Annotated in this window: 23 protein-coding genes; 20 read left to right on the plus strand and 3 right to left on the minus strand. The window is 53.5% G+C overall.

The genetic code is table 11. The features are described from left to right. The first annotated feature begins 17 nt into the window (after nucleotides 1-17). The 12 genes from pdhA (at nucleotide 18) to IAE55_RS27955 (ending at nucleotide 13237) form a co-directional block, all read left to right on the plus strand. Complete coding sequence (gene pdhA / locus IAE55_RS27900) at nucleotides 18-1085, plus strand: pyruvate dehydrogenase (acetyl-transferring) E1 component subunit alpha (protein WP_145158804.1); 1068 nt, start codon at nucleotides 18-20, stop codon at nucleotides 1083-1085. 54 nt (nucleotides 1086-1139) lie between these two features. Then, nucleotides 1140-2120 (plus strand): alpha-ketoacid dehydrogenase subunit beta, encoded by a 981-nt coding sequence (locus IAE55_RS27905; protein ID WP_105442251.1) that lies wholly within the window; start codon nucleotides 1140-1142, stop codon nucleotides 2118-2120. 32 nt (nucleotides 2121-2152) lie between these two features. Continuing rightward, entirely contained in the window at nucleotides 2153-3472 is a 1320-nt protein-coding gene (locus IAE55_RS27910) for a dihydrolipoamide acetyltransferase family protein (protein ID WP_105442252.1), read from the plus strand. Nucleotides 3473-3475: 3 nt separating this feature from the next. Beyond that, nucleotides 3476-4897, plus strand: coding sequence for a dihydrolipoyl dehydrogenase (lpdA, locus tag IAE55_RS27915; RefSeq protein WP_145158806.1), 1422 nt, complete (start codon nucleotides 3476-3478; stop codon nucleotides 4895-4897). A gap of 298 nt (nucleotides 4898-5195) precedes the next feature. Continuing rightward, nucleotides 5196-6065 (plus strand): AraC family transcriptional regulator, encoded by an 870-nt coding sequence (locus IAE55_RS27920; protein WP_200634459.1) that lies wholly within the window; start codon nucleotides 5196-5198, stop codon nucleotides 6063-6065. Between the two features lie 163 nt (nucleotides 6066-6228). Continuing rightward, nucleotides 6229-7503, plus strand: coding sequence for an ABC transporter substrate-binding protein (locus tag IAE55_RS27925; protein ID WP_234489927.1), 1275 nt, complete (start codon nucleotides 6229-6231; stop codon nucleotides 7501-7503). A gap of 63 nt (nucleotides 7504-7566) precedes the next feature. Continuing rightward, nucleotides 7567-8454, plus strand: coding sequence for a carbohydrate ABC transporter permease (locus IAE55_RS27930; RefSeq protein WP_105442255.1), 888 nt, complete (start codon nucleotides 7567-7569; stop codon nucleotides 8452-8454). Between the two features lie 16 nt (nucleotides 8455-8470). Then, a complete protein-coding gene (locus IAE55_RS27935) occupies nucleotides 8471-9346 on the plus strand; it encodes a carbohydrate ABC transporter permease (RefSeq protein WP_200634460.1) in 876 nt (291 codons plus the stop codon). A gap of 251 nt (nucleotides 9347-9597) precedes the next feature. Then, nucleotides 9598-10392, plus strand: a complete 795-nt coding sequence (gene thyA / locus IAE55_RS27940) for a thymidylate synthase (protein WP_076171348.1) — start codon at nucleotides 9598-9600, stop codon at nucleotides 10390-10392. Between the two features lie 37 nt (nucleotides 10393-10429). Further along, a complete protein-coding gene (locus IAE55_RS27945) occupies nucleotides 10430-10918 on the plus strand; it encodes a dihydrofolate reductase (RefSeq protein WP_145158808.1) in 489 nt (162 codons plus the stop codon). Nucleotides 10919-11196: 278 nt separating this feature from the next. After that, nucleotides 11197-12684: a glutamate synthase subunit beta gene (locus tag IAE55_RS27950; RefSeq protein WP_076171352.1), complete on the plus strand. Its 1488-nt coding sequence runs from the start codon at nucleotides 11197-11199 to the stop codon at nucleotides 12682-12684. Nucleotides 12685-12793: 109 nt separating this feature from the next. After that, nucleotides 12794-13237: a GNAT family N-acetyltransferase gene (locus IAE55_RS27955; RefSeq protein WP_105442257.1), complete on the plus strand. Its 444-nt coding sequence runs from the start codon at nucleotides 12794-12796 to the stop codon at nucleotides 13235-13237. Nucleotides 13238-13359: 122 nt separating this feature from the next. Here IAE55_RS27955 and IAE55_RS27960 read toward each other — a convergent pair whose 3' ends face one another. Next, on the minus strand, nucleotides 13360-14145 hold the full coding sequence (locus tag IAE55_RS27960) for a TioE family transcriptional regulator (protein WP_105442258.1): 786 nt from the start codon (nucleotides 14143-14145) through the stop codon (nucleotides 13360-13362). Nucleotides 14146-14358: 213 nt separating this feature from the next. On the opposite strand from IAE55_RS27960, the gene IAE55_RS27965 reads away from it, so the two are divergent. The 3 genes from IAE55_RS27965 (at nucleotide 14359) to IAE55_RS27975 (ending at nucleotide 18659) form a co-directional block, all read left to right on the plus strand. Next, nucleotides 14359-15330 (plus strand): ATP-binding cassette domain-containing protein, encoded by a 972-nt coding sequence (locus tag IAE55_RS27965; protein ID WP_145158810.1) that lies wholly within the window; start codon nucleotides 14359-14361, stop codon nucleotides 15328-15330. Next, a complete protein-coding gene (locus tag IAE55_RS27970) occupies nucleotides 15327-16148 on the plus strand; it encodes an ABC transporter permease (protein WP_200634461.1) in 822 nt (273 codons plus the stop codon). Before IAE55_RS27965 ends, IAE55_RS27970 begins: the two co-directional genes overlap by 4 nt. A 249-nt stretch (nucleotides 16149-16397) precedes the next feature. Continuing rightward, nucleotides 16398-18659 carry a type IA DNA topoisomerase gene (locus IAE55_RS27975; protein WP_200634462.1) on the plus strand — a complete coding sequence of 754 codons (2262 nt, stop codon included), beginning with the start codon at nucleotides 16398-16400 and terminating at the stop codon, nucleotides 18657-18659. A gap of 69 nt (nucleotides 18660-18728) precedes the next feature. Here IAE55_RS27975 and IAE55_RS27980 read toward each other — a convergent pair whose 3' ends face one another. Next, nucleotides 18729-19493 (minus strand): HAD family hydrolase, encoded by a 765-nt coding sequence (locus IAE55_RS27980; RefSeq protein WP_200634463.1) that lies wholly within the window; start codon nucleotides 19491-19493, stop codon nucleotides 18729-18731. A gap of 13 nt (nucleotides 19494-19506) precedes the next feature. Continuing rightward, nucleotides 19507-20424, minus strand: a complete 918-nt coding sequence (locus IAE55_RS27985) for an ArsR/SmtB family transcription factor (RefSeq protein ID WP_145158816.1) — start codon at nucleotides 20422-20424, stop codon at nucleotides 19507-19509. A gap of 121 nt (nucleotides 20425-20545) precedes the next feature. On the opposite strand from IAE55_RS27985, the gene IAE55_RS27990 reads away from it, so the two are divergent. From IAE55_RS27990 to IAE55_RS28010, 5 genes are all read left to right on the plus strand, one after another. Beyond that, nucleotides 20546-21733, plus strand: coding sequence for an MFS transporter (locus tag IAE55_RS27990; protein WP_200634464.1), 1188 nt, complete (start codon nucleotides 20546-20548; stop codon nucleotides 21731-21733). 117 nt (nucleotides 21734-21850) lie between these two features. After that, nucleotides 21851-22576, plus strand: coding sequence for a phosphonate ABC transporter ATP-binding protein (locus IAE55_RS27995; protein WP_076171370.1), 726 nt, complete (start codon nucleotides 21851-21853; stop codon nucleotides 22574-22576). Between the two features lie 44 nt (nucleotides 22577-22620). Then, a complete protein-coding gene (locus IAE55_RS28000) occupies nucleotides 22621-23952 on the plus strand; it encodes an FG-GAP repeat domain-containing protein (RefSeq protein WP_076171373.1) in 1332 nt (443 codons plus the stop codon). Further along, nucleotides 23945-24643, plus strand: coding sequence for a response regulator transcription factor (locus IAE55_RS28005; protein ID WP_076171376.1), 699 nt, complete (start codon nucleotides 23945-23947; stop codon nucleotides 24641-24643). The genes IAE55_RS28000 and IAE55_RS28005 overlap by 8 nt, the downstream gene beginning before the upstream one ends. Then, nucleotides 24640-26088, plus strand: a complete 1449-nt coding sequence (locus IAE55_RS28010) for a sensor histidine kinase (protein WP_200634465.1) — start codon at nucleotides 24640-24642, stop codon at nucleotides 26086-26088. The genes IAE55_RS28005 and IAE55_RS28010 overlap by 4 nt, the downstream gene beginning before the upstream one ends. Nucleotides 26089-26149 lie beyond the last annotated feature (61 nt).

Raw genomic sequence — 26149 nt, forward strand, 5'->3', positions numbered from 1 at the left:
TTGTTGAGGTGAAGAGAATGAGCAAGGTTCCTTATGAAGTATACACCGAGGAAGTCGAAGCGCTTTCCGTGCTTTCTCCGGACGGTGAAATTGTTAATGAAGCGAAAATGCCTAAACTTACTGATGATCAGTTAAAAGAAATTATGTACCGTATGGTATTTACACGTACTTGGGATGACCGTGCTGTTAACCTTGGACGTCAGGGCCGTCTCGGCTTCTACGCACCGGTTTCCGGTCAGGAAGCGACGATGGTCGGCAGTGAATTCGCGCTGGAGAAAGATGACTTTATCTGCCCGGGCTACCGCGACATGCCGCAGATCGTATGGCACGGACTTCCGCTATACCAAGCATTCCTGTACTCCCGCGGACATCAAGAAGGCGGCCGCATTCCTGAGGGCGTTAACGTCTTGATGCCACAAATTATTATCGGTGCGCAAATTTTGCACGCGATGGGTATTGCCATGGGCTACAAGCTGAAGAAGCAGAAGCAAGTGGTCATTACGTACACAGGTGACGGCGGATCTTCCGAGGGCGACTTCTACGAAGGCCTGAACTATGCCGGACGCTTCAAACTTCCTGTCATTTTCTTCGTACAAAACAACGGCTACGCCATTACGACTCCTTTCGCAAAACAAACGGCATCCTTATCGATCGCGCACAAAGCGGTTGCAGCTGGTATCCGCGGCGTAAAAGTCGACGGTATGGACGTGCTTGCCGTTATTAGTGCTGTTCAAGAAGCTGCTGAGCTCGCGCGGAGCGGGGAAGGCGCAACTTTGATCGAAGGCGTAACTTACCGGTACCGTCCGCACTCCTTGTCCGACGATGCAACCAAATACCGCACGAAGGACGAAGAAGGCGAATGGAACGCGAAGGATCCGATTACGCGCCTCGGCAAGTACCTGGAGAAGAAAGGCCTGTGGTCGGAAGAAGACACGGCCCGCGTGAAAGAGGAAGCCAAAGCGAAAGTAAACGAAGAGATCAAAAAAGCGGAACAGACTCAAAAAATGACCGTTCCCGGCCTGATCGACAGCATGTTCGAACAAACACCGAAACATTTGGAAGAACAAAAGGCCGATTTCCAATAAATCGTTTGATCCGTTTTGCGTAGTTTAACGAATGTTTAAGGAGGAAATGAAGCAATGGCACAAATGAATATGAAGGAAGCAATCCGCGATGCGCTGCGCGTGGAACTCAAGCGTGACCCGAACGTGATTGTGTTTGGTGAGGACGTAGGTAATGTCGGCGGCGTATTCCGTGCGACGGAAGGGCTGCAAAAAGAATTCGGAGAGGAACGCGTCTTTGACACGCCTCTGGCTGAATCCGCGATCGGCGGCCTGGCTGTAGGCCTCGGGATCCAAGGCTTCCGTCCGGTAGCCGAAATCCAGTTTGTCGGCTTTATCTTTGAAGCGCTCGACCAAATGTTTGTACAGGCGGCCCGCATGCGTTTCCGTTCCGGCGGACGCTACAACGCGCCGATCGTATTCCGCACACCTTTTGGCGGCGGGGTTAAAGCAGCTGAACTTCACACCGATTCCCTGGAAGGTTTGGCCGTTCAAACACCGGGTATTAAAGTGGTAGTGCCGTCGAACCCTTACGACGCCAAAGGCCTGATGATTGCGGCGATCCGTGACAACGATCCGGTGTTCTTCATGGAGCACTTGAACCTGTACCACGCGTTCCGCGCCGAAGTTCCTGAAGAGGATTACGTCGTTGAGCTGGGTAAGGCTAACGTGGTCCGCGAAGGTTCCGACGTGACGATTATCGCCTACGGCATGATGGTTCATACCGCTACGAAAGCAGCGGAAGAGCTTGAGAAAACGAAAGGCATCAAAGCCGAAATCATCGACCTGCGTACGCTGAATCCTTTGGATATCGATACGATCGTTGCATCGATCAAGAAAACAAACCGTGCCATCGTCGTACAGGAAGCTCAAAAAACTTCCGGCGTTGCGGCTGAGGTCATTGCTCAAATCAACGAAAAAGCGATTCTTCACCTGGAAGCTCCAGTACTGCGCGTAACTGGACCTGACACGGTATATCCTTTTGCCCAAATCGAAGATACATGGCTTCCTACACCGGCTCGAATCATCGCTGCAGTCAACAAAGTCATGGAATTCTAAGAATCGCAGTCATTCAATAGGGAGGTAGTAACGTGGCAAAATTTGAATATCGGTTCCCCGAACTGGGAGAGGGCTTGCATGAAGGCGAAATTATCAAAATGCATATCAAGCCCGGCGATAAAGTAACAGACGACGACATCATTATGGAAGTGCAGAACGACAAGGCGGTTGTAGAAGTGCCTTGTCCGGTTAACGGCACAGTACAGGAAGTATTCACGAAGGACGGACAGGTGTGCCGTGTTGGCGAAGTAGTCGCCATTATCGATGCGGAAGGCGAAGTGCCTGAGCAGGAAGCTCCTGCCGGCGATCACGGCGCCCAAGAAGCAGACGCAGCAAAAGGCAGCGCGGATACAACATCTTCCCCTGCGGCAAGCAGCCCTGCTGATGCCAAAGAAGGCGGCGCTGACCAAGCTCCGGCTCCTGCAGCTCCGAACAAAGAAGTGCTGGCTACGCCAAGCGTGCGCAAGTTTGCGCGTGAGCAAGGCGTTGACATCACGCAAGTGAGCGGAACAGGCAACAACGGTAAAGTGACTAAAGAGGACGTCGAAGCCTTCAAGAATGGCGGCGGTCAAGCAGCAGCGCCTGCAGCAGCTAAGGCTGAAGAGAAGGCAGCTGCACCTGCAGCGGCAGCAGCAGCCGCGGATCCACGTGCTGAAGAAGAGCGCGTACCGTTCAAAGGAATCCGTAAAGCGATCGCTAACGCCATGGTGAAATCGGCGTATACAGCTCCGCACGTTACGATCATGGACGAAGTGGACGTAACCGAGCTGGTGGCATTCCGTACCCGCATGAAACCGATCGCCGAGAAGAAAGGCACGAAGGTCACTTATCTGCCGTTCATCGTCAAAGCGCTTGTGGCGGCCAGCCGGCAATTCCCTGCTTTGAACGCGACGATCGACGAAGAAAACAACGAAATCGTCTACAAGAAGTACTACAACATCGGTATCGCAACCGATACAGATAACGGTCTGATCGTACCGGTCATCAAAGATGCCGACCGTAAGAGCATCTGGATGATCGCTGACGCGATCCGCGACCTCGCGGCACGCGGCCGTGACGGCAAACTGGCTCCGGCAGAAATGAAAGGCAGCACGATCTCCATCACCAATATCGGTTCCGCCGGTGGCATGTTCTTTACTCCGATCATCAACTTCCCTGAAGTGGCGATCCTGGGTACCGGACGCATTACCGAAAAACCTGTCGTGAAGAACGGCGAAATCGTGGCAGCTCCAGTTATGGCCCTGTCCCTGAGCTTTGACCACCGCATCATCGATGGTGCTACAGCCCAAAACTTTATGAACTATATTAAATCACTGCTCAGCAACCCTGAGCTGCTGGTTATGGAGGTGTAAGATATGGTAGTAGGTGACGCTTCTCTCGATATCGATACATTAGTGATTGGTGCTGGTCCCGGCGGTTACGTGGCAGCCATCCGTGCTGCACAGCTAGGACAAAAGGTTCTGATTGTGGATAAATCCGAAGTGGGCGGCGTGTGCTTGAACCGCGGATGTATCCCTTCCAAAGCCCTGATTGCGGCCGCTCATCAATATGAGTCTGCCGTTCACGGCGAATCTTTCGGCGTAACTGCTGAAAATGTAAAAGTGGACTTTGGCAAAACCCAGGAATTCAAAAACGGCGTTGTGAAAAAGCTGACCGGCGGCGTTGCCGGCCTGCTCAAAGGCAACAAGGTTGAAATTTTCAACGGCGAGTGCATGTTCATCAACGAAAACGAGGCGCGCGTGTTCAACGAACACGAGTCCCCTCGCTACCGTTTCAAAAACTGCATCATCGCTACAGGCTCCCGTCCGATCGAGCTCAAAGCGTTCCCGTTCGGCGGCCGTATCCTGTCTTCGACAGAAGCGCTGAGCCTGCCTGAAATTCCGAAGAGCATGGTTGTCATCGGCGGTGGATACATCGGTGCCGAGCTTGGCCAAATGTACTCCAAATTCGGAACAAAAGTAACGATCATCGAAGGACTGGATTCCATCCTGAACGGATTCGATCCGGACATGACGAAGCTCGTTGTGAAGAGCATGACCAAAACCGGCGTGGAAATCATCACTAACGCCAAAGCGGAAAGTGCAACTCAAACCGACAGCGAAGTTACGGTGAAATACTCCGTGAACGGCGAAACGAAAGAAGTGACTGCCGACTACCTGCTCGTTACGGTTGGTCGCCGTCCAAACACCGACGGAGAGCTCGGACTCGACCTGATCGGTATCGAATTGGATGACCGCGGCCTGATCAAAGTCGATCATCAAGGACGTACGAACAAGCCGCATATCTTTGCAATCGGCGACATCGTTAAAGGCCCTGCGCTGGCACACAAAGCTTCCTACGAAGGTAAAGTAGCGGCTGAAGCCATCGCCGGACATCCTTCCGTCGTTGACTACAAAGTCGTCCCTGCCGTAGCATTCGTTGATCCTGAATGCGCGAGCGTAGGCTACACTGAAAAAGAAGCAAAAGAAAAAGGCTACAAAGCAAAAGCAGCGAAGTTCCCGTTTGCGGGCAACGGACGCGCCTTGTCCCTCAATGCTGCGGACGGCTTCGTGAAGCTGGTGTTTGACGAGGAAACTCAGCTCGTGCTGGGATGCCACATCGCCGGGGTGGAAGCTTCCAACCTGATCGCTGAGCTGGGCCTCGCTATCGAAATGGGCGCCACGCTGGAAGATATCGCTTTGACGATCCATGCGCATCCAACGCTGGGCGAAATCGTTATGGAAACTGCCGAGCTTGCGCTGGGCAATCCGATTCACGTGATCGCACCACGCCGTTAAGTTATCATCATATATAGAAGTAACTCAAGGAAAGAGCCGCCTCATGCGGCTCTTTCTTTTTTTTGTTATTGAAGGGACTTCGTCATTTCAGGCGTTAGCGCCAAAGGTGCCGGATCCATTAACGGCAGAAATAACCAGCCTAGAAGGGGCTGTTTTGCAATCCACCCATATGATAATAAGAGGGGATATGTTGTTTTTCTAATTATTGGGATCATCTGGGTGATGATGCTGACCGGTTGAGGATTTTGCTACAATGGAAAGAGCAGAACGTTTCATTCTAGGGAAGGTGGGGGATGTTATGGGAACGATGACCTCATTTCTGGAAAGAGGACTGATGGACGAAGATTTTCCGATTCGTGTGGTTCAGACAGAAGAAACGTTTCTTTTTGCGCCGCATTGGCATGAAGAAGTCGAAATTGTATATGTGGCCGAAAGCGGTGCGCGCATCGAACTGAACCATCACTTATGTGAGCTGAAGAAAGGGGAGATTTTGATGATTAAGCCGGGTGAAGTCCATTCTTTTCTGCCCGGTACCGGCAAGCTGCTGATTATCGTATTTCGCATGCATTTTTTAACAGGAACGAACCCATGCGGCCCGGATGAGCAAAACTTAAAGTCGCTCGTTTCGCACAATACCGTCATTCCGGCACATCAAGTGCAGAAGGCAAATTTGGCGCTGATGATGAAAGCGATTGCTGAAGAAGAATCGGGCAGGCAGCCCGGTTATAAATGGTCCATGAAAGCAAGGCTGTACGACCTGATCGTTCGCTTGATCCGGCTCAAGCCGGGGCAAATGGAGGATGATTGTCCAGGGGGCGCCTGCTCCGAGAGCAAAAAATTCGCCTTTATTGAGGCGGTGTGCGAGTACATGGAAAGGCACTACGACCAGCCGCTGAAGCTGGATGACATTGCCGACCATACGAACTTTAACAAATTTTATTTATGCAAGCTGTTTAAGGAAGCCCGCGGCATGACGGTTATGGATTACTTGAATCAATACCGGATTGCACAGGCTAAATGGGAGCTGCTTGGCGGCTCTGAATCGATTCTGCAGATCGCTGTGCGGAACGGATTTAACAATCTGAACTCGTTTAACCGCATTTTTAAAAAGTACAATGGCTGCACGCCTTCCGAATTTCGCAAGCGAAGCGGCAGGACTGCGCAATAAATGAACAATCCAGGCCAATATCCGATGAGCCCGGCCGGCAAAAATCCCATAAAATGATAACAAACTTAGATGTAAGCGTTTCCTTTTTAATCGTGGATGAGGGGGGACTAGTTGTTATCCTGGGATTGACCAACATCAAGCGAAAAGCAAAGGACGGGTGCTCATGAGAAGAAATCATTGGGGATATACCTTTATGCTGGGTCTGCTGGGCTTGTCCATCCTGCTGGCCGGGTGTACGGTCTCAGGCAAAGGAACGGGCTCAAGCCAGGAAATAACCGTATGGAGCTTTACCGATGAGGCGAATTACGCCATTGACAAGTTTGAGAAGAAGTACCCCGGGGTCAAGGTGAACTTCGTCAACATCCCCGGCACCTTTTACATCACCAAGCTGAAATCCGCCTTGCAGACGGCTTCCAAGGCACCGGACGTGTTCATGCTCGAAAACGGGAACATCCGTGAGCTGATCGACGTTCCCTACCTGGAGAACCTGTCTGCGGCTCCGTACGATGCAAACAAGCTCATTCCTGAGCAGTATCCCTTCGTGCAAGCCAACGAAAAGGACTCTGAAGGGAACGTCAAAGCGCTGGGTTACCAGGCGACACCTGGAGGCATTTATTACCGCCGGGACTTGGCTAAACAATATTTGGGCACAGACGATCCGGAAGAAGTCAGCAAGCAGATTGACTCTTGGGACAAAATTTTCGACATCGGCGAAAGGGTTGCCAAAGAAAGCGGGGGCAAAGTGCACGCCCTGGCGAATTGGAACGCCATTTCCGTGTCATACGAAGGCATTCCATGGGTCAAGGACAACAAGCTTGTCATCAACGACGCTTACCTGAAGGTGCTCGATATGGTGAGGGAAGCGCGGCAGCGGCATGTGCTGGCCGAATTTGACGACGGGAGCGCCGGATATGCCGCTTCCATGCAAAAGGGCGAGGTGATGTTCTATCCGGGAGCGAGCTGGGCGCTGCAGTACACGTTCAAGGCGAATGCACCGGATACGTCGGGAAAATGGGGACTTGCGCACGGCCCGGCCTCATTCAGCTCCGGGGGAACGTATATCGCCATGTACAGCAAAAGCAAAAACAAGGATCTGGCGTGGAAATTTATCCACTTCTACAATTTCGACCACGAGTTTTTGACCGAGCTGGCCCATGACCAAGACTACTTTACGAGCAATCGGGTCGTGGACGACCAGCTGGCTCCGACGCTGACTTCCGCTTACCTGGGGAACCAGAAGCACTTCGAGTTCTTTTCCGAGGAAGCGAAAAACGTGCCGAGCTATCAGCGGACGCCTTTTGATACGGTGATCAACAATGACATTTACAAAAACGTGCTGCAGCTGTACCTGAACAACAAGATGAAGACGAAAGAAGAAGCCATCCAAAGAATTAAACGGGACGTCAAGCTCAGGTACCCCGAGCTGGAGGTGGATTGACGCTTAGCGGTTGATTATTCGGCTGCGACAACGTTGGAACAACCTATACCAGGAGGTGCGTCCATGTTTGCCAAATCGATACGGAAGGACCATTACGGTTATTTTTTCATTGCACCGTTCTTTATCATCTTTCTGCTGTTCGGATTGTATCCGATTCTATACTCGCTGTATATCAGCTTTACGAACTGGGACGGGATCCGGACGCCGGAATTCGTGGGGCTGGGTAACTACGTTGCGGTATTCCACGACCCGATATTTTACAAAACCTTTCTCAACACGCTGTTTATTTGGGGCGTGTCCGTCATCCCTCAGCTGACCGTTTCGCTTGTGCTTGCCTTTATTTTAAACGAGAAGTTCGTCAAGGGAAGAAACATCTTCCGAGCCGTCTACTTCTTCCCGCATATCGTCACCGCCGCTTCGCTGGGGCTGCTGGTAAGCCTGATCTTCGACTGGCAGTCGGGCGGGCTGAACCACTTTCTCGTCGAGAGCGGCATCATCCACGATCCGATCAACTGGAAGAACAACGCCTGGTTCATGCGGCTGATCGTGTCCTCGATTTTGTTCTTTCAATACTTCGGCTACTCCATGATCATTTATTTGGCCGGACTGCAGGGAATCGATCCTTCGCTGACCGAGGCCGCCCAAATCGACGGGGCCACGAAAAAGCACATTTTCCTGCACATCACGGTTCCGATGCTGAAACCGATCATTTTGTTCCAGGTCATCACCTCGATCATCGGCGGGATGCAGATCTTCGATCAGCCCTTTACTCTCACCAATGGCACGGGAGCGCCGGACCGCGCATCCATGACCAGCATCATGTACCTGTACAACGTCGCTTTTCAGAGCACGCGGTTTGGCTACGGAGCCGCCATCGCGTTTTGCCTGTTCATCATTATCATTCTGTTCTCCGTCCTGTCGTTTGTGCTGACGAACCGGAAGAAGGCTTGAGGAAGGAGTCGATAACATGGAAGCGATTAGACCGATCCGGCGGGAACTTCCGTATGCCGCCAAGCCCAAACGCCGTCTGTCCGCCGGCATGGTGCTGCTGTATATTTTTCTGATCGGGTTTGCCGTCATCTGTATCATCCCGTTTTATCTCATGCTGATCTACTCCAGCCACAGCAATGCCGACATCGCCTCGTCGTTCATTTTTCTGCCGGGGAAGGATCTGTGGGCGAATTACAGCAACATGGCCGCAAAAATCAATATTTGGCGGGGATTCATGAACAGCTTTTTCATTGCTGGGTCCACGACGGTGCTGTCCCTGTACATCGGGGCGCTGACGGCCTACGGCTTCGCCAAATTCCGGTTTAAAGGCAACAAGCAGCTGTTCTTCGCCCTGCTGGCCACGATGATGGTGCCCGGGCAGCTGGCCCTGATCGGGGTATACCGGCTGTTCAGCACATTCGGCCTGCTCGACAGCTACGCGGCTATCATTCTGCCGGCGGCAGCGAACGCCTTTAACGTCTTTTTCATCAAGCAGTTTATCGACGGAAGCATTCCGGACGAGATCATCGAATCGTCGCGGGTCGACGGTGCGGGTGAGTTTCGGACGTTCAACCAGATCATCCTGCCGATTCTGGGTCCTGCGGTTTCCGCACTCGGCATCTTTACGTTCATCGGTTCCTGGAACAACTTCCTCGGTCCGCTCGTCCTGTTCTTCTCGCAGAGCAAATACCCGCTGCCGGTTCTGGTCGCGCTCGTGCAGGGTTATTACGGGATGGACTACGGCCTGTTGTACCTGGGTGTGGCGATTTCCATTGTGCCGATCATCATCGTGTTTGCGGTCTTTTCCAAGCAGATCATCGGGAGCGTGGCGATTGGAGCCGTTAAAGGGTAACGCTGCGTCTGTCATATGAAAAATCTCGAGATGATGTAACGGTAACAAGGCTTTGGCATGGGACGGTTCTTGGGGGAAGACCCTGGGAACCGTTTTTTTGTAGTTAGTTCCGGTATGCGGCAAGCGGACGGATTCTGGTCACTGGGGATGGACTTTTTTAGGTGTTTATCAACCATGCCCCCACATGGTAAACTAGAATATACACAATCAACAGATATATAGACATTCGGCATTGAGAGGATGGATACAAAGTGCGAAACTATTTGGAGCTGCTGCAGGACATACTGGAACACGGTACCCCCAAGGAGGACCGGACCGGAACCGGCACGATTTCCGTCTTCGGACGACAGCTGCGGTTCGATCTGTCCCAGGGCTTCCCGCTCGTGACGACGAAGCGCATCCATTTGAAATCGGTCGTCCATGAGCTGCTGTGGTTTTTGAGCGGCGATACGAATATCCGGTACCTGAAGGAAAACGGCGTTTCCATATGGGACGAGTGGGCTGACGAGAACGGGGATTTGGGACCGGTGTACGGCTCTCAGTGGCGGAACTGGGAGGCACCGGACGGCACCCATATTGACCAGATTGCGAATGTGATCGAATCGATCAAGCGGAATCCGGATTCCCGCAGACATATCGTGAGCGCATGGAACGTGGCGGAGATTGAGAACATGAAGCTTCCTCCTTGCCATTTCGTATTCCAATTCTATGTGGCCGGGGGCAAATTGTCCTGCATGCTGACGATGCGTTCGGTCGACACGTTCCTCGGACTGCCGTTTAATATTGCCAGCTACGCGCTGCTAACGCACATGGTAGCCCAGCAATGTGGGCTCGAAGTCGGCGAATTCATTTGGTCCGGCGGCGATGTGCATATTTATTCAAACCATTTGGAACAGGTCAAAACCCAGCTGGAGCGTGAGCCATTCGAGCTGCCTCAGCTTGTGATCAAACGGAAGCCCGAATCGATTTTCGACTATAAGTTCGAGGACTTCGAGTTCGTGAATTATCAGCATCATCCAGGCATTAAGGCGCCGGTCGCCATCTAGCCGGCTTTCATTTTATGTTGAAGGGAGCTTTTTGACCATGACAATGACGTTTATCTGGGCCATGGGCTCAAACGGAGTAATAGGGCGGGACAACAAGCTTCCTTGGCGGCTTCCGCGGGATATGGCTTTTTTCAAGGAAAAGACGATGGGCAAAACGGTCCTCATGGGCCGCAAAACGTGGGAATCCTTCGGCGGTAAACCGCTGCCTGGACGCGACAACGTCGTCCTGACCCGCGATCCGGATTACGAGGCACAGGGAGCCCAGATCATTCATACGATAGAAGAAGCGGTTGAGCTCGGCAAGAATAAAGAGATCATGGTGATCGGAGGAGCGGAGATTTACTATAAGCTGCTTCCGGTAGCGGACTGCCTGATCGTCACCCGGATCGACGAGACGTTTGAAGGCGACACCTATTTCCCTGAAGTAGACTTCGGAGACTGGATTCTGCAAGAAGAGATCGAAGGGATCACGGATGCGAAAAACCCGTATTCCTACCGTTTCTGCACCTATATCCGCAAAAGTTAACCGAAATTCATGTTATCATGACATGTGATCTCGATGTGAAATAGTACAAATAATTATGCGGATAATCCATTTAATATTCAAAGTTTCAAATGATACTATAATTGAAATATCTATGTAGAATGAACTTGAGCATATCATGCTCTAACTCGAAAGCTGCGCCGTGGTCAGGGGATAATACATGCACAGGCTCGGGTTCAATCTATCTACGTGTCGTTAATGTGATAGATAGGAAGTAATTTTCAACAAGATAGAAAAGAACGGATGGGGGAAAATGCGTCATGTCAACACCAACAGGCTTTATGGAGTACAGCCGCCAGCTTCCGGCGGATCGCGATCCTGCAGAGCGGATTAAGGATTGGGAAGAGTTCCATAAACATATGTCCGAAGAAGAACTGCGCACCCAGGGCGCACGCTGTATGGATTGCGGAACACCTTACTGTCATACGGGAATCGATATGGCTGGAGGCACCTCGGGCTGCCCGGTCAACAATCTGATTCCGGAATGGAACAACCTCATCTACCGCGGCTTGTGGAGAGAAGCGCTGGAGCGCCTGCATAAAACGAACAACTTTCCGGAGTTTACCGGCCGGATTTGTCCTGCTCCATGCGAAGGCTCTTGTACCGTCGGCCTGATCGGCCAGCCGGTAACGATCAAGACGATCGAGCAGGCTATTATTGATAAAGGATTTGAAGAAGGATGGGTTGTGCCGAACCCACCGGAGAAACGTACAGGCAAACGCGTGGCGGTCGTGGGCTCGGGCCCGGCAGGACTGGCCGCGGCGGCACAGCTGAACAAAGCGGGCCACAGCGTGACGGTGTACGAGCGTGCGGACCGCATCGGCGGCCTGCTGATGTACGGCATCCCGTCGATGAAGCTCGACAAATCCGTTGTTCAGCGCCGTGTGGATCTGCTTGCAGCGGAAGGCATCCAGTTTATTACGAATACCGAAATCGGCAAGGACATTCCTGCACAGCAGCTCGTTGACGACTATGATGCCGTCGTGTTGTGCGGCGGAGCCACCAAACCGCGCGAATTCAACATTGAAGGCAGCGATCTGAACGGGGTCCATTATGCCATGACGTACTTGAACGGTACGATCAAGAGCTTTCTGGACTCGGGTCTTGCCGACGGGAACTACATTTCCGCAGAAGGGAAAGACGTCATCGTGATCGGCGGCGGCGACACCGGTTCGGACTGCGTCGCAACAGCACTCCGTCATGGCTGTGCAAGCGTAACGCAGTTTGGTACGCATGAGAAGGCGCCACTGGAGCGCGATCCGATCAACAACCCTTGGCCGCAGTTCCCGAACGTATACACGCTGGATTACGCCCAGGAAGAGGCGAAAGCGGTCTTCGGCAGCGATCCGCGCGAATTTTCCATCATGACCACCAAATTTGTGGGTGATGACGAAGGAAACCTCCAAGAGCTGCACACCGTTCAAATTCAGCGGATGGTGGACGAAACAGGGCGTAAAATCTACCAGCCGATTCCGGGAACGGAGCGGGTATTCAAAGCGCAAATGGCGCTGATCGCCATCGGATTCGACGGACCGGAGCAGACGATTACCGAACAGCTCGGCCTTGAAACGGACCGCCGCTCGAACGTAAAAGCGCGGAAGGGTAAATACAACACAAACGTGGACAAAGTTTTCGCAGCCGGCGACATGCGCCGCGGCCAAAGCTTGGTCGTATGGGCCATTAACGAAGGCCGCGAAGCTGCCCGTGAAGTGGACAAATATTTGATGGGCTCGACAGTGCTGGTATAAGATCGTCGGCTCATGACCCGGGTATGATAGGACAGCGGCTCCGCATTGTTGGCGGGGCTGTTGTTTTTACTGTATCAGGTCAAATACCGATGTAAGGAGGCAGAAATCGATGGGACAAATAACGGCTTATCTGGAAGAAGATCATGATTATTTGGTAGAGTTGTGGTACCGGGCGGTTCGTGAGACACATGCTTTTTTAACCGAGGCAGATATCGCGTTTTACCGCCAGATTGTAGACGAGCAGGCACTGAAGCACGTGGAGGTGTGGGTGGAAAAGGATGACAGCGGCGTCCCCTTGGGCTTCATCGGGCTGGACGGCAGTATGGTGGAAATGCTGTTCGTCGATCCCGACCGACATGGACAAGGCATCGGCACCCGTTTACTCCGGTATGCGGAGCAGCTGAAGGGAAGCCGGCTGCGGGTCGACGTCAACGAGCAGAACGACGGGGCATACGCATTTTATCAGCGGTATGGATTTGTACGGACGGGACGGTCCGAGCTTGACGGCTCCGGACGGCCGTTCCCGCTCCTGCATTTGGAGCTGAAACGGTAAACGGGCAGGCTCAACCTGCCTCTTTAAAAACATCATGCTCTCCCAAGGTCTGGGATTATCATAGGGTGAGCTGCTGATACATAGTTAAGTTAAAAAATGCATCCGAAGCGAGGGCTCCCTTTTCATGGAGCTTCGCCGGGTGCTTTTTCCGCTTTGGCTTTTTGGAAATAATCAAACCACAAGCCTTTAATGTATTCTACCGGATCGATCAGTCCTTCTTCGATGCACAGCTCGACCAGCAAGTGAACCCCGAAGAACTGCCGCCGGTTCCGGTCATGGATACTCGATAACGCCTCCAGCGTCACCTTCTTCGCTTTTTCAACGCTGTGCTGCTCGACGCCATGCACAATTTCTTTCATGTTTTCCAGCACATAAACCGTCTTCCTTAATGTGCGGATCAGCAAAATTTGCCGGACATGCATGGGGGTAAACAGCCTGTACCCGTTTTCGGGATCCCGTTCCGGCTGGATCAGCCCTTCTTTTTCCCAATGCCGGATCGCCGAGGGCTGCACATCCGTAAGCTCAGCTGCTTCGCCGATCGTCATGCGGCCCTTCAAACGTTTGCCCGAGACAAGCGGCAGTTCGGGATCCTGGAGTAAAGCCAGGGTCTGTTCGGCAACCGTTTTTTCATGCTGCAGACGAGCCTGCTCCTGATTGACGAGCCAGAAGGCTCCGTCCATGTTACGCTGTTGAATCAAGCGAAGCACTTCAGAGGTAGTCCCGACGCCGAATCCTGAGAACATAGCCCGCAGGCAGCGGAAATAAGCCAGGTGCAGCTGGGTGTACAGGCGGTAGCCGTTATCCGACCGCTCCGGCTCGGGGACTACCCCCCAAGATTCATAGTGGCGCAGGGCGCTTGTGCTGATATACAATTCCCTGGCGATTTCGATCGGCTTATAATAACGCATTTCCCTTTCCCCCTTATGCGCTTGGATTATCTTCACTCCCCCAAGGATAACATGACGGCAAACACTGCACAAAAAGCTTTAAGTGACATGATAATGTTCCGTTGCAGGGTTACTGTGAATTCAAATGAAAATTTAAGCCAGCCTTCCCATTTGCATGAGTGTTATAAAATTTGGGTGTAAGTTGAATTTCAAGCGCTAGGTAGGAGGTAGAACATGAAACAAGAAGCAGCCGTTGATGTGCGCGGGCTAAGGAAAGCTTACGGCAAGGAGGATGTTCTGAAGGGATTGGACCTGCGGGTTGAGCAAGGAACCGTGTACGGCGTACTCGGCCCCAACGGGGCAGGCAAGACGACGCTGATCGGCATTTTGTCCACGCTGCTCGCACCGGATTCCGGTTCGGTCCGGATCTTTGGACTCGACGTCGTGAGGGAAGCCGATGCCGTGCGCCGAAGGATCGGGCTCACTGGGCAATTCGCCGCGGTGGACGAGGGGATGAGCGGCCGCGATAATCTGGTCCTCTTCGGCAGGCTGGCGGGTTATTCCGCCAAAACGGCCAAAGTCCGGGCCGAACAGCTGTTGGATGCATTTGGCCTGACCGATGCGGCCGGGCGTTCGGCCGGTAAGTATTCCGGGGGCATGCGGAGGAGGCTGGATATTGCGGCGGCGATGCTCGTCGCCCCGAACCTTCTGTTTTTGGACGAACCGACGACCGGTCTGGATCCGCGGAGCCGCAGCGAAGTGTGGGATATCGTGCGAGCCCTGGTGGATCATGGCACAACTGTGATGCTGACAACCCAGTATCTGGAGGAAGCGGACCAGCTTGCGGACCGCGTGGCAGTGATCGGCGAGGGCGCCGTCATCGCCGAAGGGACGCCCGCCGAACTAAAAGCTTCGATCGGTTCAGGCTCGATTCAAATCCGGCTGGCCGATCCGAAGCAGCGGGGGGAAGCCGAGCAGGTCCTGCGGCGTGTACTTCAAACAGAAGCCAGGCTTCATACGAACCCCGCCGAACTGTCGGCTCAAGTCTCCGATCCGCGGCAGGCTGCGCTGGCGCTGACAGAACTCAGTGAGGCAGGTATTTATACGCACCAATATTCGCTTGGAGAGCCTAGTCTTGACGAGGTTTTTCTCACGCTGACCGGCAGGAGCGCTCAAGCAGAAACTCTGAAGGAGGAGAACCGATGAGCGAACCACAGTCCAACATGGTGGCCGCCCTGAACTTGAGGGAGCGTCCGCCGCGGCCGAGCGTGCCGCAGGCGGTAATTACCTTTATTTGGCGCTCATGGCGGAAAACGAGCGGCAACGCGGCTTATTTAGCGATCGATTCGATCATTTTCCCGGCGGTCTTTCTGCTGATCTTTACGTATTTGTTCGGCGGGGCCATCTCAGGATCAACGGGAAATTACCTGCAGTATCTGCTGCCGGGCATGATGGTCTATACCGTCACCACCATGACGGTGTACATCGGCATCAATCTCAAAACAGATATCGAACGCGGTGTCTTCAACCGATTCCGAACGCTGCCGTTCTGGCAGCCCGCTGCGATCATCGGCACGATGGCCATCAACCTCATTTCCTTCGCCGTGGGGCTCATTACGACGTTAGGGCTCGGAATGCTGCTCGGATTCCGTCCGGAAGCGGGATGGTCTGGAGTGCTGCTGTCAATGCTGCTCGTGATGCTCTATGCTTTCAGTTTCAGCTGGATTTTTGCCTGCCTGGGACTGACCGTACGGAAAACCGAATCGCTCACGACGATGTCCTATCTCGTGCTGTATCCGCTCATGTTTACGAGCAACGTGTTTGCCGATACGTCCACCATGCCGGATTGGCTGGGTCCGGTCGTTGCTTACAACCCCGTCAGCCTGGCTTCCACATCCGCCCGGGCATTGATGCACGGTACGGCGGGTACGGCTGCCCTGACTACCACGCTGATAAGCTTGGGATGTATTATTGCCGTGTTTATGCCGCTTGCATTTCAGCTTTACCGCAAAAAAAGCAAGTGACCGAAACCAAAGAAAACATCGTCAGGGACTGGCAACGCTTTGGTTGTAACCCTCCCCGATCCATGGAGCGGAAGGCCCCGCCGCCAAGAGATGACTCTCCAAGGGCTTTCCCGCTTGCATTGAAAAACGGGCCTCTCGTATGCTATCATAATTTAGAGTCAATTCTATCAGAACGTGGAAGTTATCCATGAATAAACCGGCCGGGAGCAGCTATTCTCGGCCTTTTTCCATGCGGGGAGCGAATGATTGTTGAAAACTCTAGTCATAGCAGAAAAACCGGATATGGGGCGCAACATTGCCGCGGTCATTGAGCCGAGGGCGAAGAATGCCCGCTCCTATCTGGAGGGGGAGCAGTATATCATTACCTGGGCCATCGGACATCTCGTCGGTTTGGCAGAGCCGGATGCCTATGATGACCGGTACAAGAAATGGAACTTTCGTGATCTGCCGATCATGCCCGACCAATTCAAAATCGTGCCGCATTATAAAACGAAAGATCAGCTGAAAACGATCGGGGAGCTGGCAAAACGCTGCGACCGGATCGTTAATGCCTGCGATGCGGGACGGGAGGGGCAGTACATCTTTGCGCTGATTCAGCAGCAGCTGAAGCTGAAGCAGCCCGTCCGGCGGCTATGGATTTCGGACCTGACCGCAGAGAGCATCGCCCAGGGCTTCAGGGAGCTGCGGGCCGCCGAGGAATTCGAAAATTTGACGCAGGCCGCCAGGGCCCGCAGCGAGGCCGACTGGCTTATCGGCATGAACGCGACCCGAGCGTTTACGACCAAGCATAACACCCTGCTGTCCGTCGGGCGGGTTCAGACGCCCGTGCTGGCGCTCATTTATGACCGGCAGAAGGAAATCGAGTCGTTTGAATCGCTGACGTATTACGAGGTTAAGGCTCATTTTCGCCAAGAGGCGCTGGAGTACACGGGAACGTGGCAGGGAGACCGGCTGACCTCCAAGGAGAAGGCCGAGGCGATTGCCGCCAGGGTCAAAGGGAAGGAAGGCAAAATCGCCAAATACGAAGTCAAAGATACGAAGGAGTTTCCTTTTAAGCTGTATGACCTTACGCTGCTGCAGCGGGACGCAAACGCCAAGTTCGGCTTCTCCGCCAAGAAGACGCTGGACATCGCGCAGGCATTGTATGAACGGCATAAGGTGATTTCATATCCGCGGACCAGCTCGAATTACGTCAATGAGCAAAATATTGAAGGGATGCATAAGGCGCTGCATATGCTGAAATCCACTTCATATCAGGAACAGGCTGAAGGGGCCAACGCATCCCTGGTACACAAGAACAACAAGGCGATCTGCAATCCGGAGAAGGTCGAGGATCACCATGCCATCCTGCCGACGCTTAAGCGGCCCGGCCAGCTTGGCAAGGAGGAGCAGCAGCTGTACGACCTGATCATTCTGCGGTTTTTGTCCCAGTTCTATCCGCCCGCCTTGTACAAGCAGCATACGGTGCTGACCGAGGTGGAGGGGGACCTGTTTAAAACGAACGTGAAGGAGCTGCTGTCGCTGGGATGGAAGGTGCTGATGCCGAGCACCGATAAGAGCGGGAAGAAAACGAAATCCGCAAAGCAGGAGGAAGAGGAAGAAAATCTGGAGTGGAATGACCGGTCTTTCGATCTGGATCCCGAGAAGCCGGTGAAATGCGGCAAGAGCGAAGCCAAAGAGAAAGCTACGCAGCCGCCAAAGAGCTATACGGAGGGAACTCTGCTGAAGGCGATGGAAAGCGCTGGCCGGACGATTGAAAACGACGAGCTGCGGGACGCGATGAAGGATAGCGGTCTCGGCACGCCGGCCACCCGGGCGGCGACGATCGAACGGCTGAAGAATGTCGGGTATATCGCTATGCAGGGCAAGAAGATTACGATTACCCAGAAGGGCCGGACGGCGGTCGAGCTCATTCGCCAGGCAGGCGTCGAGCTGCTGACTTCTCCCGAGATGACCGGGCAGTGGGAGCGGCGCCTTTATCAAATATCTAAGGGCGAGGCGGCTTCCGCCAAATTTATGGACAATGTCCGCAAATTTACGGTCTCCATTATCGAAAAGGTTGGCGTCCAGCAGGCGGCACCATCTTCGCTCTTCGGTACAGAACAGGAACAGGGCCGAGGCAAATCGCGTTCAAGGTCGGCAACAGGGAGGGGCAAGCGGGGGGCAGGATCCGCTTCGCGAACGGCCCGTACGGAAACCGCCGCTGCTGCCGCGGCCCCCGCACCGCCGGGGGAACGGTTGACACATGGCCCATGTCCGCGGCCGGGCTGCCACGGCCAGATTATCGAAGGCAAAAAGGGTTACGGCTGTACCGCGTTCAAAGACGGCTGCGGCTTTGTGATCTGGAAGGAGTTCTCCGGCAAAAAAATCAGCGCCAACATGCTGAAATCGCTGCTGGCTTCCGGCCGTACGCAGCTGCTGTCCTTCAGCGGAACCGGGGAACCGTATAAAGCGCGGATCGTGCTGCAGGATCGAAGTTCCGGTAAGCTGAGCATCGAGCGTTCGACTTAAATCAAACCAAAAAGAACGGACCCTGGCGGGCCCGCTCTTTTTTTGCCTTTTTTTATAGAGGCGGCACATTCACTGTCTCAAGGCGTTCGAGGAAGTTACGATGCTCTTGCTGTGGATAACCTCCGGAACTTCCTCGATGCTTGTGACCGTGTAAAGGGAGCTGTCCGGCTTCTTCTGCAGCTCCACCATGTTATAAATCCATTCGTTCTGCTGTTTGATATAGATGCTGTGGATTCCTGCCGATAATGCCGGCATAACATCGGTGCGCAGGGAGTTGCCGATCATCCAGGTGGAAGGGCGGTAGAAGCCGCCCTGCTTCAGGATGTTCTCCAGCGTCGCTTCGTTTTTGTGCTGCGTAATATAGATCCGGTCGTCAAAGTACTGGCTCAGCTTCATCTGGTCAATCTTCCGCTGTTGTATCGCCGTTTCCCCGCCGGTATACAGATACAGGTGATGTCCCTGTGATTTCAGCGACTCCAGCGTCTCTACCATGCCCGGATAGGGCTCCACTTCCTGCTCGTACACGCTCAAGCCGAGCTCCATCAGCTGTTTTTCTTCGTCAGGCTGGACAGGGCGGTTAAACTTGCGGCTGAAGAAGCGGTACGTTTCGATCAGCGATTTAGGGAAGATGCCGCTGCTGAAGCCGGCTTGGCTGACTGCGGCGACATCGATTTCGATTTGCTTGCTGCGGATCTCTTCTGTCTTAATCTGGTGGGGCTCAAACCATTGTTGTACCCATTCAAAAAACTCCCCGAGGACGATGCCGAAATATTTGTTGCAGTGGATCAGCGTGTCATCCAGATCGAACAGAATATGCTGTTCTGGTGCTTTCAATTTAGGTCACTCCTTAAAGACGGATGTAGGACTCCAGAAACATCTGAAGTTCCGCCGCTCCGTCCGGACGAATGCTGAATTTCTCGGTGTTGTAGGAACCCAAATGGATGCGCAGCAGACCGGCTACCCTGAGGATCATCAAATGGTGCTTAAGCAGCTCCTGGGTCTGGTTCAAATCCCGCATCATATCGTCCAGGGAACGCGGCTTCTCCGCCGCATACCGCAGCAGGCGCAGCCGCTTCGGATCAGCCAGCGCATGCGTCATGCGCAGCAGGCAGGTCGGCGGCTCATCCTCCTGTTCTTCAGGTACGTCGACAGGATACTGGATCAGCATCATTTTCCGGTAAAAGCAGTAGGCGTTGATCGGGCGGTTGTGCACGGTCGGGAATAACACGATGGTCTCCAGCCCGGGAACATCTTCAACCACCAGCCCGCCGGAAGCATACTCCACCAGGCTTTGGGGATCCATCTTGGTCAGCAGCATGCGTTTCTCCTCCGCATCCTCTTCGATCAGCGGGATAATGGCGGGTTCCTCATGCTTGAAATAATGCTCATACCATAACTCGAGCAGCGGTGTATATGAATCACGAATTCGTTCAGCTTCCTTTACAGTTAAAGAAGGCAGGTAGGGGGAGGCGGCTTGGTACAGCACCTCTGCCGGCGTTTCATGCAGGCAATCCAAAAAGGCGCGGACGGTATCGCCGTTTGCGCGGTGAATCGCCCAGGCATACAGCACGTCGTAATCGTCGAATGGCCAAGCTGCGGCCGGGCCTAAGGCGGACGTCACTTCAGGTGGAAGCTTGCCGCTCACTTCACCGATCCATTCGGGCCCGATGTCGAGGTTGCGAATCCATTTCTTCGAAATGTACACCATAAAGCTGCTGAGCAGCTCGTAAATCGGTGAAACGTCAACCTTTACTTCATAGTTCATGAAACCAATAACCTCCTATGAAATCTGTGCGCTCATTCCATTATGGCTTGTTGATAGCAGGGTTGTCCACTATAATGTTCAGGGAGTTTGAACGGATTTGCACTCAAGGAGGATATTTTCATTGTCAACACAGAACGACAGCAATCGCGGATTATCTATTCATTACCTCATTCTGATCACCGTGATCGTTGCGGCAGGGCTCAGTCAGGGGCTGCTGCTGCCGGTCCTGTCCATATTTTTGGAGCAAATGGGCGTATCGTCTTCCGTCAACGGATTAAACGCAGCCGCCCTGTACGTCGGATCATTCGCCATGACGCTTGTCGCTGAGCGGACGCTGGGCGCGCTTGGCTTTAAGAAGCTGGTGAGCGCCGGCCTTGTGCTCGTGCTCGTCTCCGTCATATTGTTTCCGCTTGTGCCGAGCGTGAAAGTGTGGTTTGTCTTAAGGCTGCTCGTCGGCATCGGAGACAGCGCCGTTCATTATGCTGCCCAATTATGGGTGCTGATGGTCACGCCGGCCGAATACCGGGGCCGAAACCTTTCGCTGTACGGCATGTCGTATGGCCTTGGATTCAGCTTCGGGCCGCTGGGGATCCAGCTCCTGAAGTTCGGAAATGCAGTGCCCTTCATCGTGCTGGCGCTGCTGATGCTGCTCGTGCTTGTGCTGGTCTGGGCGAAGCTGCCCGATTTCCGCCCGGAGCGGACGGAAGGGGAGGTGCAGCCTCCGCGGCGCTTCCGCCGAAGCTATGCACTCGCCTGGTACGCCCTTCTTCCCGCATTGCTGTACGGGTACATGGAAGCCGGGATTAACAGCAATTTTCCGGTCTACGGGCTAAGAACAGGGATGGGCGAGTCCCAGATCGCATTCCTGCTTCCATTCATCGGCATTGGCGGATTGATTCTGCAGCTGCCGCTCGGCATGCTGAGCGACCGCTTCGGCCGCAGAAACGTGCTCATCGCCTGCGGCCTCATCGGCGGCGCAGCCTTTATGGCCGTGCCGCTGGCAGGAACGGCGACAGCCTGGCTCGTTCTGCTCCTGTGCCTGGCGGGGGGCATGGTCGGCTCGTTTTTTTCGCTTGGCCTGGCTTACGCTGCGGATATTCTCCCGAAGGCGCTGCTTCCCGCAGCGAATGTCGTCGCATCCTTTCATTTTAATATAGGCAGCATCGCCGGGCCGAACATCGGGGGGACCCTGATGCAGTATGGGTGGAACGGAGGCGTGTTCATCGTGATGGGCCTCGCCTTCGCCTTATTCGGCGCCGTCGGCACCGCCTTTCGAACTTCGGGGGGACGCAGTCAGGAGCCGCTATAGAATAGTTTTTCCCAAAAGGTTCAATAATGTGCGAAAACTCTATATAATCGATATAATAGAAACGTATTGTTCAAACCCAAGAAGAGATAGAGATCACAGGACAAGAGGAGAAATGTCATGATACGAATTCAGCATTTAACCAAGTCAGTCGGTGTGGACAGAATTCCGATACTCAAAGGGGTATCCCTCGATATCCAGAAGGGCGAGCTTATCGCCGTTGTCGGTGCCAGCGGAAGCGGCAAGAGCATGCTGCTGCGGTGCCTGGCACTGAAGGAAAAATGGGACGGAGGGACGTTTGTCATCGACGGCCAGGATGTGCTGAAGGAACCTCTCGGCGGAAAACGAAAAATTAGACGCGAATGGGCATACTTAGAGCAGAATCCCCAGCTCTATCCGAACCGGACAGGACTGAAGAACGTGCTGATCGGCCAAGCCAGTCAGACGCCGCTTTGGCGCATGGTGACGGGGATGGTCCGCTCGGACGATTATATGGGCGCGATGGACGTCATCGAGCAGATGGGTCTCTTGGATAAAGCCCGTATGAAGGCAGGCACGCTGAGCGGCGGTGAAAAGCAGCGCATAGCCATCGCAAGAGCTTTGGTTCATGGGGCCAAGGTTATTCTCGCCGATGAGCCGGTGGTCGGGCTGGACCCGAAATCGGCGGAAAGCGTCATGGAAACGCTGAAAAATCTGTGCGAGGAGGAGCGCGTCACCGTCATTTCCGTGCTTCCGATTGAGCTCGCCGAGAAATTTGCCACCCGTATCGTCGGGTTGTCTGGCGGGGAGGTCGCATTCGACATCCGCGGCCGCCGTCTGACGATGAGGGAAAAGAATATGATTTAGACTTTGCGCCCGCTTGCGGGCTTGGTATAGAAAAGAGTGATGCAATGCATTTGTTGAAGACAAACTGGATACGTGCAGCAGCTGCGGTCCTGCTGACGTTTGTACTGGGCGGCTGCACGTTTATCAGCGACCCGGTCAGCTTGATGAAGACGCCGATGCTGTCTGCGGATAAAGAGACGCTGAGCTCGATCATCCACGCGCAGCTTCCCGATGGAGCGGATCTCATCCGCTCGAGGGAAGAAACCGACACAAACCTGATCCATTTCGTCGATCTGGACGGAGATAAGGTCAACGAAGCGGTCGTATTCTACGAAACGCCGGATCAGCAGGTGGTCATCCACTGCATGATTTTCAAGCTGGTCAACGGAACGTGGACGAAGGTAACATCTTTCGACGGAGAGGGCAGGGTACTGGAATCTCTTCAGTTCAAGGACCTGAACAATGACGGCAAACCGGATATTATCGCCGGATATTCCAGAAGGGACGAAAACCCTGTGAACCGTTTGTACGTCTATACGTACACGGAGGGCAGCATCAAGAAAGACCTGATGCAGGATTACACCAATTTCGTCATTATGGACCTGAACGGGGACAAAAAGAACGACCTGACGATTATTAGCCTGAAGCAGAATGATCAGGCGTTCGTGGCAACATACCAGTATGAAGAAGGCAGCTATGTTGAAATTGACAAGCTGGATATGGATCCGTACGTTTCGAATTATTACAATATTGTCGCAGGTAATGTCTATAAGGATCCAGAAGGTAAAGCCAAGGAAGGCATTGTGATCGACACCTCGATCGGCGGGGGAGACGCCTCTTATTCCAACATCATCGTGATGGAGGACGGGAAGCTGAAGTCCGTGTTCGGAGGCAATCAGGACACCACATTCAAGGATCTGCCGGTCAAGAGCGGCGACGTGAACAACGACGGGATCATCGAAATCGGATCCGTAGAGCCGCCGATCGGCTGGAACTATTTCAAGCCGGATGAAATTCCGAACTTCTTCGTATATTCGCAGTGGGACGGCAAACAAGGACTAAAATTCGTCGCCGAGCAATATCGTGATTTACAGAACGGCTTCGAGCTGGGCTTCTTCCCGCCGGAGTGGCACAACAAGGTGACGGTGGACACCAAGTCCATCAAGAACCAGTATTTGCGCTTCGTGATGGTTGATACCGGCAAAACGGTGGCCGAGATCAAATTTTTCACCCTGGCCGAGTGGGATAAACAGCATGATGAATGGAAGTACCTGTACCGGACGAACGACAAGGTGATCGGCTACAAGAAATACGGGGACTTTGATATCGATAACAGCAAGAAGCAGCTGAAGAACGAGGTACCCCCGATTGAAAGGAAGGAAAAGATCAGTGAGTAAAGTTTTAATTTTGGAAGACGAGGATTCCATCCGCAGTTTTATTGTGATCAACTTGAAACGCAACGGCTTCGATGTGCTTGAGGCGGCAAACGGGAACGAGGCGCTCGATAAACTGACGTCCAATCCCGATATCGATATCGCACTGCTGGACGTTATGGTTCCGGGGATCGACGGTTTTGAGGTATGCCGCCGTATCCGGGAAACGAACGAACGGATCGGTATTATCTTTTTGACAGCGAAAGTGCAGGAGCAGGACAAGGTGTACGCTCTGTCCGTCGGGGCGGACGACCATGTGAGCAAGCCGTTCAGTCCGACCGAATTAATCGCACGGATTCAATCGCTGCTGCGCCGGGTGAACGTTCACCGCGAAACGACGGCGAAGGTCAGCTTTCACTCCGGTCCGTTCAGCCTGGACCTGATCTCCAAGCAGTTCAAGAAGAATGGGCATGCGATCGAACTGACGCCGACGGAATTTTCGCTGATCCAATTTTTCCTCGAAAAAGAAAATACACCTCTCAGCAGGGACGTACTGCTCGATCATGTATGGGGCAAAGAATATATGGGTGATCCTAAGATCGTGGACGTGAATATCCGCCGTCTCCGCCAAAAAATCGAGGAGAATCCGTCGGACCCCGAGTTTTTACAGACTGTATGGGGCCACGGTTATAAATGGAAGGGTCAGGGACAATGATCAAGAAAGGCATACGCAGGCAGATTGTCCTGCACTACTTTATCGTAGTGTTCTCGGCGCTTCTGCTGGCGGAAGTCATTTTTTTATTAGCCATACGAACGTATTACTATGACAGCATTTATAGTCATATTAAAAACCATATCGACAATGTGGAGGATTATTATTACCAGCGGATCAACCCGGGACTTGACGGGAACCGCGACCTGGCTTCCATGCTGACCTACTACGATCTGAACTCGGCCAACGTGCAAATTCTGGATACCCAGGGTAACGTGCTGATCAACTCTTCCGAGTTTCAGCCCGATATGTCTGTGAAGACGGCCGATATTTCCCAGGCGCTGTCCGGCAACGTCGGCCGTTGGGTCGGGCGTCAGGCCAGCACCGGCGAGAATGTCATGGCCGTGTCGAAGCTGGAGCAGAGCAGCGGGCAGGATGGCTATATCGTCCGTTATGTCACTTCGTTGGAAACGGTCAACGATAAATTGTTTAATCTAACCATGCTGGCCACGGGTGTAGGAGCGGCTGTACTCGCCATCGTGCTCGTATTCAGTATGGGTCTGGCCAACTCAATCGTGCAGCCTCTGAACACGATTACGGCCGTCTCCGCCGAGATGGCCCGCGGCAAGTTCAACCAGCGGATCAAGGGCGACTACAAGTACGAGCTTGGCGAGCTGGCATCCACGCTGAACTATATGGCCCAGGAGATCGTTCGAAGCAATCAGGTCAAGGACGATTTCATTTCGTCGATTTCGCACGAACTGCGGACGCCGCTGACGAGTATTAAAGGGTGGAGCGAAACGATCAATTCGGGAGGCTATGACCCCGAGGAGACCCGGATCGGCATGGAGATCATTACGAAGGAGACCGAGCGCCTGATCGGCCTCGTTGAGGAAATCCTCGACTTCTCCAAACTGCAGCAGAATGAGATGAAGATTGCGATTGGCCGTGTCGACATCAAAGAACTGCTCCAGGAAATCATGCTGAACCTGTGGACGAAGGCGGAGAGCAGGCAAATTGAGCTCCGGCTGAAGTCCGAGGACAGACCGCTCGTGGCCGGGGACGCGAACCGCTTGAAGCAGGTGTTCCTGAACCTGGTGGACAATGCGATCAAATTTTCGCATGAGCATTCGGCAATTGATCTGGTCGTGTACTTCGAAGGCGACAATGTCGTAACCGAAGTGAGGGATACGGGAATCGGGATCAGCGAGGATCACTTGGTCAAAGTGCGCGACCGGTTCTTTCAGGTGGATCCGCTCAACGGCGGCACCGGTCTTGGGCTTGCCATCTCCCAGCAGCTGGTTGAGCTTCATAAAGGAATTTTGCTCATCCAGAGCACGTTGGGGGAGGGGACGACGATCGTCGTGTCCCTGCCTCGGCTGCCGGAGAATACCGCTCAAACGGACGGTACACCCGAGCTGCCTCCCGCAGACGAGAAACTTTCATGAAGTTCATACACATCAAAGAGCGAACTCCCGGAAAAAAGGAGTTCGCTCTTTGTATATTCAC

This window comes from Paenibacillus sp. S28 (assembly GCF_016624415.1).
In the GTDB taxonomy this organism is placed as follows: Bacteria; Bacillota; Bacilli; order Paenibacillales; family Paenibacillaceae; genus Paenibacillus_AQ; species Paenibacillus_AQ favisporus.

Excerpts from the sequence above, each read along its gene's own strand:
- pdhA (WP_145158804.1), top strand. The coding sequence starts at position 18 with ATGAGCAAGGTTCCTTATGAAGTATACACCGAGGAAGTCGAAGCGCTT.
- IAE55_RS27905 (WP_105442251.1), top strand. The coding sequence starts at position 1,140 with ATGGCACAAATGAATATGAAGGAAGCAATCCGCGATGCGCTGCGCGTG.
- lpdA (WP_145158806.1), top strand. The coding sequence starts at position 3,476 with ATGGTAGTAGGTGACGCTTCTCTCGATATCGATACATTAGTGATTGGT.
- IAE55_RS27920 (WP_200634459.1), top strand. The coding sequence starts at position 5,196 with ATGGGAACGATGACCTCATTTCTGGAAAGAGGACTGATGGACGAAGAT.
- IAE55_RS27925 (WP_234489927.1), top strand. The coding sequence starts at position 6,229 with ATGAGAAGAAATCATTGGGGATATACCTTTATGCTGGGTCTGCTGGGC.
- IAE55_RS27930 (WP_105442255.1), top strand. The coding sequence starts at position 7,567 with ATGTTTGCCAAATCGATACGGAAGGACCATTACGGTTATTTTTTCATT.
- IAE55_RS27935 (WP_200634460.1), top strand. The coding sequence starts at position 8,471 with ATGGAAGCGATTAGACCGATCCGGCGGGAACTTCCGTATGCCGCCAAG.
- IAE55_RS27945 (WP_145158808.1), top strand. The coding sequence starts at position 10,430 with ATGACAATGACGTTTATCTGGGCCATGGGCTCAAACGGAGTAATAGGG.
- IAE55_RS27950 (WP_076171352.1), top strand. The coding sequence starts at position 11,197 with ATGTCAACACCAACAGGCTTTATGGAGTACAGCCGCCAGCTTCCGGCG.
- IAE55_RS27955 (WP_105442257.1), top strand. The coding sequence starts at position 12,794 with ATGGGACAAATAACGGCTTATCTGGAAGAAGATCATGATTATTTGGTA.
- IAE55_RS27960 (WP_105442258.1), bottom strand. The coding sequence starts at position 14,145 with ATGCGTTATTATAAGCCGATCGAAATCGCCAGGGAATTGTATATCAGC.
- IAE55_RS27965 (WP_145158810.1), top strand. The coding sequence starts at position 14,359 with ATGAAACAAGAAGCAGCCGTTGATGTGCGCGGGCTAAGGAAAGCTTAC.
- IAE55_RS27970 (WP_200634461.1), top strand. The coding sequence starts at position 15,327 with ATGAGCGAACCACAGTCCAACATGGTGGCCGCCCTGAACTTGAGGGAG.
- IAE55_RS27985 (WP_145158816.1), bottom strand. The coding sequence starts at position 20,424 with ATGAACTATGAAGTAAAGGTTGACGTTTCACCGATTTACGAGCTGCTC.
- IAE55_RS27995 (WP_076171370.1), top strand. The coding sequence starts at position 21,851 with ATGATACGAATTCAGCATTTAACCAAGTCAGTCGGTGTGGACAGAATT.
- IAE55_RS28000 (WP_076171373.1), top strand. The coding sequence starts at position 22,621 with ATGCATTTGTTGAAGACAAACTGGATACGTGCAGCAGCTGCGGTCCTG.
- IAE55_RS28010 (WP_200634465.1), top strand. The coding sequence starts at position 24,640 with ATGATCAAGAAAGGCATACGCAGGCAGATTGTCCTGCACTACTTTATC.